This is a genomic window from Dyadobacter soli (assembly GCF_900101885.1).
In the GTDB taxonomy this organism is placed as follows: Bacteria; Bacteroidota; Bacteroidia; order Cytophagales; family Spirosomataceae; genus Dyadobacter; species Dyadobacter soli.
The window spans coordinates 177,394-193,159 of record NZ_FNAN01000003.1; the positions used below are offsets into that span (position 1 = coordinate 177,394).

The following is a 15,766-nucleotide window of genomic DNA, read 5'->3' on the forward strand; positions in this document are numbered from 1 at the left end:
TTTTATTACCAAAAGACCGGGGCGTTTTGCCGGTCAACACCATAGATGAACGAATTAGAAATTCTGGGCGTGCACCGAAACAAAAAGTTCTCGCCCAACCATATCGGGAACGACGATGCGATTTTCACCCAAACAGCCAAGGAGCTAGAAAAACTGGGATGCCGCATTACCATCTGTTGCGAAGATGAGTTCCTGGCGATGGAAACAGTGAATTACAGTAAAATTTTCACCATGGCGCGCCAAAAGCAGGTCGTGGCGAAATTGCAGGAACTGGAAAAAAACGGTACGCAGATTCTCAACTCCGCATTCGGCATTGAAAATTGCTTCCGCACCAACCTGACCAATGCATTGAACAACGCGAATATCCCGGTAGCCGACAGCTACATCGTACCGACCGACTACCAGGGAGATGAGGTTTTTGATAAAATAAAAGGAAAAGGTTACTGGATCAAACGCGGCGATTTCCACGCCATCCATAAGGAAGATGTGTCGTTTGCCGCATCGCGCGAGGAAGCCAAGGAGATTTTGAGGGAATATGCATTGCGCGAAATCCCCGACGCGGTGATCTCCCAGCATTTGATCGGTGATCTGGTGAAGTTTTACGGGGTTAGGGGCACGGATTTCTTTTTCTGGTTCTACCCGTACGACAACAACCACCATAAATACGCGGAATACCAGCAGATCAACGGCAATTCGGTGTATTACCCGTTCAGCGCCGAAGGTTTGCAGAATACCGCCAACGAAGCGGCAGGGGTAGTGGGGATCGATATTTACGGGGGCGATGCCATTATCGGGAAGGACGGAGATTTTCGCATCATCGATCTCAACGACTGGCCCAGTTTCGCACCGTGCCGCGACCAGGCCGCCGGAAAGATCGCCGGTCGGCTTTATGAAAGATTTTTGAATAACAATTAATGGAGACGACCACCACACCCCGGCCACTGGCAGAAGAACCTGAAAAAACCTCGGCATTCGAAAACTCATTGAAATCGAATGATACCGAGGAGCAGATCGATATCTGGTTTTACCGGCCGATCGGCTACCAAATCGCGCTTTTTTGCGCGAAGGTAGGCATCCGCCCGAACCCGGTGACGATCATCAGCATTTTCTTCGGCGTGGCGGCAGGGATATTGTTTTACCCGCAGCAGTTGTGGATCAATGTGATCGGGATGCTGTCGCTGATGTTTGCCAACTCGCTCGACAGCGCCGACGGCCAGCTCGCGCGCATGACGAACGACAAGAGCCGTTTCGGCCGCATTCTCGACGGCGTGGCCGGTGATTTCTGGTTTATCGCCATTCACATCGCATTGTGTTTGCGGAGTATGGAAGAGGGTTGGAGCGCGTGGATATGGGTACCGGGCGTGGTAGCGGGTTTCTCGCATATGATCCAGTCGGCGATGGCGGATTACTACCGCAACGTGCATTTGTTTTTCATCAAAGGTTCCAACGGCAGCGAGCTCGACAACAGCCGCGATCTGCAAAAAGAATATGATGAAATGAGCTGGACGCGGCAGTTCGGCATGAAGATCGTGGCGCGGCTGTATTTGAATTATACCAAAGAGCAGGAGTTCTTCTCGCCAAAGCTGCAAAAGCTGCTGGCGGTGGTGAAGGAAAAATACCAGAATGGCCTGCCCGCTAAACTGGTCACCGATTTCCGTGCGCAGAACAAGCCTTTGATGAAATACACCAATATCGTCCAGTTCAATACCCGGGTGATATTTCTGTTCCTCTGGCTGTTCCTCGACCAGTCGTGGATCTATTTCTTGTTCGACATTTTCGTCCTGAACCCGATCCTGATTTACATGATCGTGAAGCAGGAGCAGGTGAGCAATCATTTTTACAAGGAGATAACCTCCGGCAAATACAATGGGTAGCAAGCTGTACAAGGCCCTTTTCATGGCAATCGGCATTTTTTCGCTGGGCTATATGATCTATGGCACAGGGTTGCTCGTGATTTGGGAAAACATCAACCGTACGGGTATCTGGTTCGCGCCGGTGATCGGCAGCTGGCTGGTGATCTACATCCTGAACGCCCTCGCATTCCGCGCGATCATCCGCGAGCCGCAGTTGCCGGAAACGAATATGTCGTTCTGGTCGGTGCTCCGGCTGACGATCTCGGGTTATGCGATCAACTACATTACCCCATTCGTCGCATTAGGCGGCGAGCCATACCGCATTATGGAGCTGAAACCGACGCTCGGCATTCAGAAGGCGACATCCTCGGTGCTGCTGTACAGCTTGATGCACATGTTTTCGCACGTGCTTTTCTGGCTGGCATCCATTGTGCTCATTGTGGCAGTGGTACCATTGAGCGATGTCATGCTGGCGGGATGCGGCATTCTGCTGGTAGTGGGGCTGGTGCTAGGGTATTGGTTTATTAATGTATATAAAAAAGGCTTTACGGTAAGCACGTTCCGCTTGCTGGAAAAAGTGCCTTTTATCAAACACAAAGCCCGCGAGTTCGCTGCGAAGAATGCCGAAACCCTTTACGAAGTGGACGAACAAATCCGGGTCCTATACTCCGATCGCCGGAACGCATTCTACGCATCCTTGTTTTATGAATTTGTAGGCAGGGTAATCGGCTGCCTGGAAATCTATTTCACTGCTCACGCCATCGGAATGGAAATGACTTTGGCGCAATCGCTGATCGTAAGCTCCGGCTCGTCTCTGTTCGCGAACCTGATCTTCTTCTTCCCCATGCAGCTCGGCACCCGAGAAGGGGGATTAGCGTTGGCATTGAGGAGTGTAGGATTGCCCGCAGCACAGGGGATTTTTATTGGAGTTGTATTAAGAATCAGAGAGATAGTCTGGATTATCATTGGATTGGCTCTCATTAATAGAAAAACAAAAAATAATCAAATAGACAGCCCAGATCCAAAACTGGAACCAGTTCCAGTAAGATCAAACTGACTATCAGAATCAGAATCAGAATCAGACCTGATTGTGAATATAATCTTATTCAGTGATCCCCGGGCTAAAGTCCGGGGCAAGGGGATTGGCTTCTGGATTGTAATGCAGAGCTAAGCATGGTTCACAGAATTGCTTGTGAGTTAGCAACAAGAAAAAAATCCATTGCCGCCCTCTTCAGAGGACGGTCAAGGAGCTAAAGGGAGCAAGAGAGTTAGTGGAAGCTGAATAGTTGTTAATTGAAATAATTAATACAAATATTTAATAACCAGGGGTTTCAACCTCTGGACATAAAAATGACAAAAGGAATTTTATTTGATTACGGCGGTACAATCGACACCAATGGCTTGCATTGGGCCAATGTATTATGGGATGCATACCAGCATAATCACGTAAAAGTTGACAAAGACGCATTTGCGAGTGCATACAAGTTTGGCGAGAGGGCATTGGCTATCCATCCGATCATCCAGCCGCATCATGTGTTTTATGATGTGCTGTATCTCAAAGTAGAGCAGCAGTTTGGCTATCTGAAAGAAAACGGATACGAGCTGGACAGCCAGGCCATCGAGGCCATCGCCCGCGAATGCGACCGCGTCGCACGCACTAGTGTTGAAAAAGCAGCGCCGGTCCTGGAAAAACTGGCGGCAAAATACCCTCTCGTGATGGTTTCCAACTTTTACGGAAACCTCAATAGCGTATTAAAGGAATTTGGCATTGCGCATTATTTCCAGGCTGTCGTCGAGTCGGCAGTGGTCGGCGTCCGGAAGCCCGACCCCGCGATATGGCAGCTGGGCGTGGAGGCGCAGGGCTTTCTTCCGCATGAATGCATGGCGGTAGGCGATTCGTATTCGAAAGACATTCTGCCTGCAAAGGCAACCGGCGCGAAGGCGATCTGGCTGAATGTGGCGGGGTTCGAAGACGACGCCGAAGCGCAGGTATCGGTTGCCGATGCCGAAATTACAGATTTTGCCCAGGTGGCTGACACCATTGATAGCCTGGGCTAGTACCATCACCCATAACCCAAGCCTTAAGGCTTGGGTTGAGACACCAGTACCATGTACGACATTTGTACCATCGGGCATATCACTTTGGATAAAGTAGTTACTGCCCAGTCTGTCAAGTATATGCCCGGGGGCACTTCGTTCTATTTTTCGAAGGCGCTCCGGCAGTTCGACGTCCGTTATATGCTGGTAACCGCATTGGCAGAGAAAGAAAGCCATATTGTTGCCGGTTTGCGGGAAGAGAACATCGAGGTTTTTTCCCAGAACAGCCCCTACACAGTCTATTTCGAAAACATTTACAGCGCCAACCAGGACCACCGCGAGCAGAATGTGCTGCATAAGGCCGCACCCTTCACCGTGTCGCAAATGCCCGCCATTGAAGCAAAGTACTTCCATTTGGGACCATTGCTTTCGGACGACATTACCGTGGACCTGATCAAAATGCTGGCTGCAAAAGGCAAGGTTTCCCTCGATATCCAGGGTTACCTGCGCTATGTGAAAGACCAAAAGGTTTTTTACACCGACTGGGAAGATAAAAAAGAAGCATTGCCCTACATAGACATTCTCAAAGCCAACGAGTTTGAAATGGAAGTGGTAGCAGGTACGAGCGACGTCATCGAAGGTGCGAAATATCTCGCCAATCTGGGGGTAAAAGAAGTAATCATCACGCTCGGTAGCAAGGGGTCGCTGATTTACAAAGACGAACAGTTTTACCAGATCCCGGCCTACAAGCCTACCGACGTGATAGACGCCACCGGCTGCGGTGACACCTACATGGCCGGTTACCTGAGCCAGCGCGTGAACGGCGCGGGCGTACAGGAAGCAGGCGAGTTCGGGGCGGCGATGGCTACCTTGAAAATCCAGTCGTCGGGGCCGTTTTCCGGCAATGCGGACGACGTGCAGGAAGTATTGCAATACGGCGAATGCGACCGCGAAGTGATCGCACAGGCCATTTTTTGAATGTAGTTTTTTAATAAGTCATGAAATACGTACTCAACATTCTGATGGCGCTTAGCCTGACGCTTGTTTCGTATGCAGGAGGGTTAACCGACAAAAAAGCCGGCACAACGGCCACGGAACCGGACGAATTTCCGGTGCCGAACAACGTTCCCGGGTTACTTTTTTACATTCAGCGCGACCCGAATACGAATACAATCTGTTACCAGCTTAACGTCGACAAACAGGGAAAAATCAGCGAAAAGAATCCCGTCAACACATTCTGGATCCGTTATCCGGAAGGCGGGATGCGCAAGGAGCTCAATTATTTGCAACGTAAATTTGCATATGGTATCAATTCGAAAGCAATCGGTAATGCTACTTATGAACTCCGTTCGGTAGCGTATTCCAAATTACCGCTTTACCTTAGGAGAGATACGCGGAACGAATACCATGTGTATACCAGTATCGATAAGAAGGAATGCATACTGAGCAGGGTATTCATCCGGATCGACGGCGGTACGTTCTGGTCGCCGAATGTGCTCTATATCGAGCTCAAAGGCACCGAGATTGCCACCGGTAAAACCATTATTCAGCGAATAAAACCATCCTGACATGCCTAAAAACTATGTCTCCAATTCCACGGAATCTTCCAGGATGTTTAAAAGCAGCTTCCTGGAAGCATTCTCCAAGGTACATTATTCAGTGCCCCTTTTCATTTTCGTACCGGTAATCCTCTATTTCTCCTGGAAAGCATTAGGCCCGGGGGCAATGGCCTGGTACACTTTTGTAGGCGTACTATTCGGCGGACTGTTCTTCTGGACATTCACCGAATACTTTATGCACCGGTATGTTTTTCACTTTGAACCGCACGGGAAATTTATGGAACGGATCCATTTCATTTTCCACGGCGTTCATCACGACTACCCCAACGACGCCAAACGACTCGTAATGCCGCCCTCGGTGAGCATTCCGCTGGCGACGGGTTTTTACTTCCTGTTCACCATTTTTTTGAGTGAATATTACGTAGCGGCCTTCTATTCGGGGTTTATGGCGGGGTATCTTTTTTATGATATGAGCCATTATGCGTTGCATCATGCTAATTTCAAATCCGCGTTCTGGAAGAAATTAAAAAAGCATCATATGCAACATCATTATCAGGATGCTAGTAAAGGTTACGGTGTAAGTTCAGATATTTGGGACAGGGTTTTCGACTCGAACGAAAAGCGCGCCCCAAAGTCTAACTCAATCTAACTGTAACTTTAACTTATGAAGAACCTTGGAAATGAGAATTTGGACCAGGTCTTCAAAGATGAAATCACGAAAGTTTCGGACTTCAAATTCGGGACAACGGTGGTCAATGTCTTTGACGACATGGTCAGCAGGTCAGTACCCTATTACAACGAGATGCAGCGGATGCTCGCCGAGATCGCTGCCGATCATGTGAAGGAAGGAACATTTGTGTACGACCTGGGTTGCTCTACCGGCACCACGCTGATAGGTCTCGACCAACTCATTCCCTCGGACATCCGATTTATCGGGATCGACGAGTCGCAGGAAATGCTTGATAAATGCGATTTGAAACTCAAAGAGTCGGGTTTCGTAAGGCCGTATGACCTCGTAGCGGGCGATCTGCACCAGCAGCTTCCCATTCACAATGGCTCTGTCGTGATCCTTTGTCTTACATTACAATTTGTAAGGCCACTGTACCGCGAAAGGCTTCTGAAAAACATTTATGATGGATTGAACCCCGGCGGCGTGCTGCTGCTCGTGGAGAAAGTGCTTGCCGAAAGCAGCATTTTCAATCGTGATTTTATTAAATACTATTACAACTATAAGCGACGGAACCATTACAGCGAGCTCGAAATTTCGCAGAAACGCGAAGCGCTCGAAAATGTGCTGATCCCGTACAAGTTGTCTGAAAACATGCTTCTGCTGAAAGAGGCCGGTTTCGCCGACTGCGAAATTTTCTTCAAGTGGTACAATTTTTCAGGAATGATAGCTCACAAAAAATCATGATCGCGATCGGTAACTTCTTTTTCAAGTACAGAAATAACCTGTTTATCGTCCTGTACCTGCTGCTGTTTGTGCCGTCGCCGCCGATTTTCTCGCGTGCGCAATTTGGTCCGAACTATTATTTGTACCCGGTTATCCTCGGCTTGCTGGTAACATTTTCGGGCGAGATCATCCGGGGCATTACCATCGGGCTCGCATACATTATCCGCGGCGGGCGCGACAAGAAAGTATACGCGGAAGAGCTCGTGACCCAGGGGATTTTCAGGCATTGCCGTAACCCGCTGTATGTGGGAAACATCCTGATGCTGCTCGGAGTGGGTATTCTGGCCAACTCGCTGATCTACGTCGGAATCGTAATGCCGCTGTTTTTGTTTATCTACCAGGCGATCGTATTGGCTGAGGAGAACTTTCTGAGGAATAAATTCGGAGCGCAGTTCGATGCATATTGCAGTCGGGTAAACCGTTGGCTGATCAATCCGGCGGGCATTTCGGAAACATTTAAAGACATGCGTTTCAATTACAAGCGCTGGATTTTAAAAGAATATAACACATTGCTGGTGTGGCTGATAGGTATCGTAGCCATACTGATTTTCAAATACCCGGAAATCGTGCCGCAGCCTGACAGTCGCATTGTGATTTTTGCTGCTATCGTGCTGATACTCGGCGCACTGTATGCTTATGTAAGGTATTTGAAAAAGTCGGGAAAAATGACCGACAGCATGGCGTGAAAAATTCCGGCCGGCTGTTTTACCAGAAATAGCCGGCCAAAAGTACAGCATTGGCACACTATTGGTTGCGCCCTCCTGAACCGACCCTGAGAAATCACACATTTCATAACCCCCTAATAAAAAGCACCATGAATATTGTAATCGTAGGAGGAGGATTTGCCGGCGTCAACCTGGCGCTGGATCTTGCAAAAAGCAAGAAATTCGAGGTAACACTGGTGGATAAGAATAACTACAACTTCTTTCCGCCGCTCATTTACCAGGTCGCCACGGCCTTCCTGGAACCATCGAGCATCAGTTACCCGTTCAGAAAGCTTTTTCTAGGAAAAGGAAACCTTCATTTCCGGTTAGGGGAGTTGCAAAAAGTGGTGCCGGGTGAGAACAAGATCATCCTGCATAACGGCGAGCTGTCGTACGATATCCTCGTCTTCGCAACGGGTGCTGAAACGAATTTCTTCGGGATGGAGAATGTGAAGCGGAACGCGACGCCGATGAAAACGCTCGAAGATGCGATCAGCATGCGGAACAAGCTGCTGATGCAAATGGAGCAGGCCACGCTGAGCACCGACCCGGAAGAAATTAAGAAACTCCTGACGGTCGTGATCGCGGGTGGCGGACCCACGGGCGTCGAAATCTCGGGGATGTTTGCCGAAATGCGCAACGGCATTCTCCGCAAGGAATATCCCGAACTGGCCGGAAAAGGTAGTGAAATATACCTGGTCGACGGCAGCGAAGCATTGCTCTCGCCGATGAGCAAGGATTCACAACAGGATACCCATGAAGCTTTACGCAAGCTGGGCGTGAAAATCCGCCTCAATACCCACGTTTCCGACTTCGTCGACGACAAAGTGTATTTCTCCGAAGGCGACAGCATTGATGCCAAAACGCTCATTTGGGCGGCCGGAGTTACCGGCAGGGTGTTCGACGGCATTCCCGCGGAAGCGTACGGGCGCGGGCGCAGGCTGCTCGTGGACGCGTACAACAAAGTGAACAGTACCTACAACATCTACGCGATCGGCGACTGCTGCCTGCAAACCACCGACGAGGGTTTCCCCAACGGGCACCCGCAGGTAGCGCAGGTGGCGATACAGCAAGGCAAGAACCTGGCGCGTAACTTCGAGCGCACCGCCGAGCAACAACCGCTCCACGGATTTAAATACAATGACAAAGGTTCGATGGCTATCATCGGCCGGGCCAAAGCCGTGGTAGACCTGCCTTCGCCGAAAGTGCATTTCAAAGGCGTGATCGCATGGTTGGCGTGGCTTTTCATACACCTTATTTCGCTTATCAACCATCGTAACCGCATGAAAACGCTTTACAACTGGATGGTTGCCTATTTCACCAAAGATCAGTCCCTGCGAATGATCATCAAGCCCTCGGTAACGCAGGAAAAGGTCGAATCGGTTTAATGGAACCGTAATTCAACGTTTATCGTTGGCAGTTTGACAAAAAACACTGAATTTTAGTAACCGAAAGCCATCAGGGCATTCATTCAGTGTGCAAAAAACCGAATAATGGAACCGATCACGATTGATGTAACTCAAAACACACCATACGGTCTCCAGAAACTTGACTCATCCATCTCTTTCCGGGGCTTTATCAGCTTCCTGGAAAGCAAAATCGATCAGGAAGAAACGGTCAAAAAGACATTTTTCTCGCTGGTTCTTGACAAACTGAAAGCCAAGCCGGGTTTCAGTCAGGATATTCCGTTATCGGAAGTCACCAACTACAAAGAAGAACTGAGTTTGATCTATGGCATGCTCATGCCACCTATCGCCAACGAAAAGGAAGTTTTCTGGGCGTTGAGTGCCCCCGTCAGCCCTATTGTTTTTTACGGCACGTCGGGTTTTTATAGCCTGCTTTTCGAAAAAAGCGGCGACCTCCGCTGCGATCTCATCGAAGACCGCGGGGTCAATTACAAGCAGAAAATGCAGATGCTCTATTCCTTCATCCTGGAAAAGCTCTACCATTTTCCGCCCCTGCATCACCCGGATATGATCATTACTTTGAAGGACGACGAATCGGGCCTGCAGAAGTATTACCGGGTGCATATCGATAACAGTTTTTGTGAAGTGTATGCCAAAGGCAGCCTTCCCGAGCTCGACCTCGACACGTTACGCTCCGATTTGCAGGACAATTTCGATATCAATGTATTTTCCAGCATGTTACCCCACAGCCTCTTCCATTTCGAGGGCTTTTCGGTGATCACGCTGAACGACGTTACCGCAGAGCATGCGGTTGAAAATATCAAGAATACCATCCTCGACCGCGCTTCGTACGATCCCAAAACGTATTTCAACTACGTGGCAGGCGCATTGAAAATGCTGGTCGAAAATCCGGGGATCGATTTCGGGTTAATGGCCGTACTGCGCGTGAACAACAAGCTGGTTTTCGACCGGAGCTCCATACTTTTCAGCAAGCTCATGAGTGCCGCCACCGAAAACGACCTGGCGGAGCAAACGTACCTCGATATGGCTACCCAGTATTTCGAGTCGCCAAAAACTTTGCTGCTGCGCAACCTGGGCGCGGAAGATCCCAAAAAACAGGATTTCATCCGCATTCTGCAAAAAGATGGGGTGGAGGCCTATGCATTGCTGCCGGTTTACCACGATAATAAGGTAGTAGGCGTGCTGGAAGTGTATTCCAAAGAGCAGAAATCGATCGATGAGCGCCTGCTCGCGAAGCTGGATGTTGCATTGCCGTGGATCGCGCAGATGATGACCAACTACATCGATGAGTTCAACTTGCAGATCGATAATGTGATCCGCGACAAATTCACGTCGTTGCAGCCCGCCGTGCAGTGGCGTTTCCGCGAAACCGCCTGGCATTACATCCGCGATAAGGCCCTCAACCCGCAAAGCGCGGAGATTGAAGGCATTCAGTTCCGCAATGTGTACCCGCTTTACGGCGCCATTGATATCCGGAATTCCACCCTTGAAAGAAATGCAGCCCTTCGCGAAGATCTTCGTCTTCAATTCAATGTATTGATAGAAACCTTTACTGTTCTTAAACAAAAACTCGGGTTCGGGCTGGCCGACGAGATGATTTTCAAATGCCGCAAGTGGATCGCGGAAATCACCGACGAAAGCACCGATAACGACGAAATGAAGATCCGCGACTTCCTCGACAACGAAGCCCATCCGTTCCTGGAACATTTCAAGGAGGAAAGCCTGAAAATGTTCGGGTCGGGCGCGATGGACCCCGGCGAGCTGGTACTGCGCAACCGCATCGACCAGTATTTCGCGATGATCGACGAAGACCACGGCTCGGCATTCGCCAACCGCCGCGAGCTGGAAGCGTCCATGCAGGCGATCAACTCGTCGGTGAACCTGTATCTCGACCTTTTCCGGAACGAAATACAGGAGTCATACCCCTGTTACTTCGAAAAATTCCGCACAGACGGGATAGAATACGACATTTACATTGGTCAGTCCATTGAACCGGACAAGCGTTTCAGTGAACTTTACCTCAAAAACATTCGTCTGTGGCAGCTGACGACCATGGCGGCTATTGCCCGGATCACAAATTCGCTCATCCCGCAGCTCGAAAAACCGCTCGAAACGACGCAACTGATTTTTATCAATTCCGGCAGTATCGATATCAGTTTCCGCGACGACGAACGGCGGTTCGATGTGGAAGGCGCCTACAATATCCGCTACCAGGTGATCAAGAAGCGGATAGACAAAGTGCATGTGAAAGGCACCGGCGAGCGGCTTACCCAGCCGGGCAAGATCGCGCTGGTGTATTTCAATAGTAAATCGGCCGAAGAATATGTAGGGTATATCCGGTATTTGCAGGAAAAAAATACTTTATTGGATGACCTGGAATTTTTCGATCTCGAAGACTTGCAAGGAGTTACGGGCCTGAAAGCGCTCCGCGTGGGCGTGAACCTGGAATCGGACTGGAATTAACGAAGCATTATAACTGAACGTTCTATGAACTATAACCATCGGCTCGACAAGGTTAAGCATCACGTCCACCATTTTTTCGGCACGAAGGCGCTGGCGCAGCTTAGTTACCATAACCTCATTCATACCGAGTCGGTGGTAGGCAATGCCATCAAAATCGCCAATCATTACCGGTTGGAGGATAAGGAGACGTTTATCGTCGTCACGGCCGCCTGGTTTCATGATACGGGTTACAGCACCGGCGAGGCAGCGGGGCACGAAAAGCGCGGCGCAGCGATGGCCGCGGAATTCCTCCGTTCGGAAGAAGTGGAGGAAGACGTGATTGCCGAAGTGGAAGGCTGCATTCTGGCGACGGTATGGCCGCAAAACCCGACTAATTTTCTTCAACAGGTCGTTTGCGACGCCGACCTCTTCCATTTGGGCACCCCCGAATTCGGCGACTGGAACAAACTGGTCAGAAAAGAAGCCGAGCAGCGGCTTGGCAGGAAAATCGATAAGACGGAATGGCGCAAAAGCACGATAAAACTGCTAGAAAACCACCAGTTCCAGACCGATTACTGCCGTGATCTTTTGGATAAACAAAAGAAGAAGAACCTCGAAAAGTTGAAGCAGAAATTGCTGGAAGATACGTTGGAAGAGCCGGCAGAGGACATTGGGCCTGTGGAAGCGTCGGTAGGGAAGGAGGCGGCTGCCGAAACACCGGCACCCAGCCCGGCTACTTTGACCGCGGCGGACCTCCCGGTGCCGAAGCATCATAAGGAAGAGAAGTTTTTCATTCCAGAAATAGCCGAAGGCAAAAAGAAGAAGGACGACCGGCCGGACAAAGGCATTGAAACCATGTTCCGGATCAGCTCCAATAACCATCAAAGGCTGAGCGATATGGCTGATAATAAGGCACATATCATGATCACGACGACGTCGATCATCATTTCCGTTCTCCTGAGCGTGCTCGTACGCAAGCTCGAAGACAATGCTTACCTCATCCTCCCGACGATGATGCTGCTGACCGTTTGTATGATCACAATGGTATTCTCGATACTTTCCACCCGCCCGACCATCCCGCCCGGCACATTCACGCAGCCCGATATCGATGCGAAAAGTGTGAACCTGCTGTTTTTCGGAAACTTCTACCGGATGTCGTTCGACGAATATTCCAAAGGCATGCAGACGATGATGAACGACCGGGACTTTTTGTATGGCAGTCTCACCAAAGATGTTTATTCCCAGGGTGTTGTGCTCGGCAGGAAGTACCGTTTGCTGCGCGTGGCTTATAATGTATTCATGTTTGGGATCGTCATATCCGTGGTCGCATTTGTAATCGCCTCCATTTTCTTCGAACACTGATCCGCCGTCTTATGGAAGCGTTCCGCTATTTCAACCGGGATATCAGCTGGCTTACTTTCAATGAAAGAGTATTGATGGAAGCCGCGAACGAGTCTGTCCCGCTGATGGAACGGATCCGGTTTTTGTCGATTTACTCGTCCAATCTGGATGAATTTTACCGGGTACGAATGCCTTACCTGCAAAAAAATGCCATGCAGGATTCCGCCGGCAACGCCTATCTTGAAGCAGAGGCCACGGTGAACCGCCAGCAGGAGGAGTTCGGGCGCATTCTCACCAAATCCGTCATACCTGCGTTGGCATGGCAAGGGTTTCATTTTTTGTATAAAGAATCGGTTTCCGAACAGATTGCCGCTTTCGCACGCCGCTATTTTTTTACACAAATAGCAGGCTTCTTGCAGCCCGTTTACCTGAACGATAAGACATCCTTTTTCCCGGAAAATAACCAGATTTACATTGTCGTAATCCTGCAACTACCGGGCGATAAGGAGAAAATCGCGCTCGTAAACATCCCCGTTCCGCAGCTCGACCGCTTTGTGAAGTTCAAACAGCCGGATGGAGAATACATCATCTTCCTCGAAGACCTGATCCGCTGTAACCTGAACATCCTTTTCCCGGACGCGGAGGACATTAAGGCATTCAATATCAAGGTTACCCGCGATGCGGAGCTGGACCTGCTCGACGAAGACGGCGAAGACGTAGCCGACCAGGTCGAAAAGCAGCTCAACAAGCGAGATTTCGGACTGGCGACGCGGTTCTTGTATGAGCCGGGGCTGTCATTGCGGCATTTGCAGTACATCGTGAATGTGTTTGATCTGAAAAAAGCGTCACTCGTGGAAGGCGGGCGATACCATAACTTGAAAGACCTGTCGTCACTGCCCGTGGCTTCCCCGGCGATTTCCTACCCGGCCTGGCCCGCGGCGCAGCATCTGGAAGGTTTTGAAGAGCCCGAAACATTGTTCGAAGCATTGACGCGACGCGACTTGATGGTCCACGCGCCCTATCAGACCTACGATACCATTCTCCGTTTTTTCAACGAAGCCGCGATCGACCGGTCGGTGCAGGAGATTTACACGACGATGTACCGCGTCGCGTACGATTCGAAAATTGCCCACGCGCTCATCAGCGCGGCCAGAAATGGCAAGAAAGTGACCGTTCTGGTGGAGCTGAAAGCACGCTTCGACGAGGCGAACAATATCCGCTGGGCGAAGAAAATGAAGTCGGCCGGCGTGAAGATTATCCACAGCGTGAATGCATTGAAAGTGCATGCGAAACTGGCATTGGTGAAGCGGAAACATGAAACGCATTCGTACCTCGGCTTGCTCGCGACGGGTAACCTCAATGAAGGCACGGCCCGCTTTTACACCGACCATATTTTACTGACCGCTCACCCGGAAATGCTGAAAGAAACCGAGCAGCTGTTTGGTTTTTTAAGTAAAAAGAAAAAGCCGGAAAAGATAGACGCCATGCGTTTCAGGCATTTGCTGGTGGCGCAGTTCAATCTGCAAAACCGGTTTGTCGAATTGATAGACAGGGAAATTGATAATGCCAAAAACGGTTTGCCGGCAGGCATTACCATCAAGCTCAATAACCTGGAAGAGGAAGTTCTGATCAACAAACTTTACGAAGCCTCGAATGCAGGCATTACCATTAACCTGATCGTCCGGAGCATTTGCAGGCTGGTACCGGGTGTGCCGGGACAGAGTGAAAACATCCGCATCAAGCGCATTGTGGACCGCTACCTCGAACACGGGCGCGTTTTTATCTTCCATAACAATGGCCAGCCGGAGGTATTCATGGGCTCCGCCGACTGGATGAACCGCAACATTTACCGCCGGATCGAGGTATGTTTCCCGATCTACCACGAAGATTTGAAAAAGCAGCTTATTGACATTCTCGCGTTGCAATGGGAGGATACCGTCCAAGCCGTATGGATTGACGAAAAGCTGCATAATGCGCCCGTTACGACACTTCCCGGGGACGTGCGCTCGCAGGAGGCCATTTACCATTACCTGACGGGCACGGTAGAAAATTTTAAAAAGACATTCTGATGAAAAACCAATACGGATCGATACTTGCGGCTGTCGTATGGCTGGGCCTGCTGACAGGCTGCAATTCGACACAAAAAGAAGCGGAGGCATTCCGCGAATACGATTTCAACAAACCTGAAAAATTTAACCTGCCCGAAAGCCTGTTCGAGGTGTCGGGGATTGCATTTGACAAGGGGCAGAGCGATACGGTGTATGCGATTCAGGACGAGGATGGCAAGTTGTTCAGGCTTGCGTGGGATGTGCCGAAGCAGCTGCATACGAAATTCAGTAAAAAAGGTGATTATGAGGATGTTTCGATTGTTAACGACCGTGCTTACATCCTGAAAAGCAATGGTACCATTTATACATTCCCGATGGCGGACGCGGTTTACGACGAGCCGGAGGATGTAGCAGAGGTGAAAGGTCTTTTACCCAAAGGCGAATATGAAGGAATGTATGGCGATGAAGGTACCGGAGAGCTGTTTGTCATTTGCAAAAACTGTGCAGGTGACGATTCCAAGAACAGCGTTTCGGGCTATATCCTGAAAACCGGGTCGGATTCGGTAATCGCGGAATCGGGTAAGTTTGCGATCAATGTGGAGGAGATCAAAGCCATTACCGGTAAGGTAGCGCGCGGTTTCAGGCCGTCGGGCATTGCACGGAATCCTGTTACCTTGGAATGGTACATTATTTCGGCTGTGAACCAGATGGTCGTCGTGACCGACAGGCAGTGGAAAGTGAAAGACGTCCACCATTTGAATAGCAACATGTTCATCCAGCCGGAAGGCATTGCATTCGACAATGCAGGTAACCTGTACATTTCCAATGAAGGCGACGACCTTTTCAGCGGTAATGTGCTCAAATTCAGAAAACTGGGCCGGTAGGGCCTTTCCTGACATCCT

At 49.9% G+C, this 15,766-nt stretch carries 14 protein-coding genes; all 14 read left to right on the top strand.

From position 1 onward, the window contains the following. The first annotated feature begins 45 nt into the window (after positions 1 to 45). The 14 genes from BLQ88_RS05120 (at position 46) to BLQ88_RS05185 (ending at position 15,748) form a co-directional block, all read left to right on the top strand. Positions 46 to 915 (top strand): hypothetical protein, encoded by an 870-nt coding sequence (locus BLQ88_RS05120; RefSeq protein ID WP_090147363.1) that lies wholly within the window; start codon positions 46 to 48, stop codon positions 913 to 915. Next, positions 915 to 1,874 carry a CDP-alcohol phosphatidyltransferase family protein gene (locus BLQ88_RS05125; RefSeq protein ID WP_090147366.1) on the top strand — a complete coding sequence of 320 codons (960 nt, stop codon included), beginning with the start codon at positions 915 to 917 and terminating at the stop codon, positions 1,872 to 1,874. The genes BLQ88_RS05120 and BLQ88_RS05125 overlap by 1 nt, the downstream gene beginning before the upstream one ends. After that, entirely contained in the window at positions 1,867 to 2,910 is a 1,044-nt protein-coding gene (locus BLQ88_RS05130; protein ID WP_090147368.1) for a lysylphosphatidylglycerol synthase transmembrane domain-containing protein, read from the top strand. The genes BLQ88_RS05125 and BLQ88_RS05130 overlap by 8 nt, the downstream gene beginning before the upstream one ends. Before the next feature lie 293 nt (positions 2,911 to 3,203). Then, positions 3,204 to 3,911 (top strand): HAD family hydrolase, encoded by a 708-nt coding sequence (locus tag BLQ88_RS05135; RefSeq protein WP_090147370.1) that lies wholly within the window; start codon positions 3,204 to 3,206, stop codon positions 3,909 to 3,911. Between the two features lie 51 nt (positions 3,912 to 3,962). After that, positions 3,963 to 4,868, top strand: coding sequence for a PfkB family carbohydrate kinase (locus BLQ88_RS05140; RefSeq protein WP_090147372.1), 906 nt, complete (start codon positions 3,963 to 3,965; stop codon positions 4,866 to 4,868). 20 nt (positions 4,869 to 4,888) lie between these two features. Continuing rightward, the gene (locus BLQ88_RS05145; protein ID WP_090147374.1) at positions 4,889 to 5,458 is read left to right on the top strand and encodes a DUF4833 domain-containing protein; all 570 of its coding nucleotides are present in this window, start codon (positions 4,889 to 4,891) and stop codon (positions 5,456 to 5,458) included. 1 nt (position 5,459) lies between these two features. Beyond that, positions 5,460 to 6,098 (top strand): sterol desaturase family protein, encoded by a 639-nt coding sequence (locus BLQ88_RS05150; protein WP_090147376.1) that lies wholly within the window; start codon positions 5,460 to 5,462, stop codon positions 6,096 to 6,098. A 15-nt stretch (positions 6,099 to 6,113) separates the two neighbouring features. Continuing rightward, positions 6,114 to 6,863: a carboxy-S-adenosyl-L-methionine synthase CmoA gene (gene cmoA, locus BLQ88_RS05155; protein WP_090147377.1), complete on the top strand. Its 750-nt coding sequence runs from the start codon at positions 6,114 to 6,116 to the stop codon at positions 6,861 to 6,863. Further along, entirely contained in the window at positions 6,860 to 7,588 is a 729-nt protein-coding gene (locus tag BLQ88_RS05160; protein WP_090147379.1) for a methyltransferase family protein, read from the top strand. The genes cmoA and BLQ88_RS05160 overlap by 4 nt, the downstream gene beginning before the upstream one ends. A 128-nt stretch (positions 7,589 to 7,716) precedes the next feature. Further along, positions 7,717 to 8,994, top strand: coding sequence for an NAD(P)/FAD-dependent oxidoreductase (locus BLQ88_RS05165; protein ID WP_090147380.1), 1,278 nt, complete (start codon positions 7,717 to 7,719; stop codon positions 8,992 to 8,994). A 105-nt stretch (positions 8,995 to 9,099) separates the two neighbouring features. Continuing rightward, the gene (locus BLQ88_RS05170) at positions 9,100 to 11,496 is read left to right on the top strand and encodes a GAF domain-containing protein (protein ID WP_090147382.1); all 2,397 of its coding nucleotides are present in this window, start codon (positions 9,100 to 9,102) and stop codon (positions 11,494 to 11,496) included. A 24-nt stretch (positions 11,497 to 11,520) separates the two neighbouring features. Further along, positions 11,521 to 12,837 (top strand): Pycsar system effector family protein, encoded by a 1,317-nt coding sequence (locus tag BLQ88_RS05175; protein WP_090147383.1) that lies wholly within the window; start codon positions 11,521 to 11,523, stop codon positions 12,835 to 12,837. An 11-nt stretch (positions 12,838 to 12,848) separates the two neighbouring features. Next, positions 12,849 to 14,885: a polyphosphate kinase 1 gene (ppk1, locus tag BLQ88_RS05180; protein ID WP_090147385.1), complete on the top strand. Its 2,037-nt coding sequence runs from the start codon at positions 12,849 to 12,851 to the stop codon at positions 14,883 to 14,885. Then, positions 14,885 to 15,748, top strand: coding sequence for an SdiA-regulated domain-containing protein (locus BLQ88_RS05185; RefSeq protein WP_090147386.1), 864 nt, complete (start codon positions 14,885 to 14,887; stop codon positions 15,746 to 15,748). Before ppk1 ends, BLQ88_RS05185 begins: the two co-directional genes overlap by 1 nt. Positions 15,749 to 15,766 lie beyond the last annotated feature (18 nt).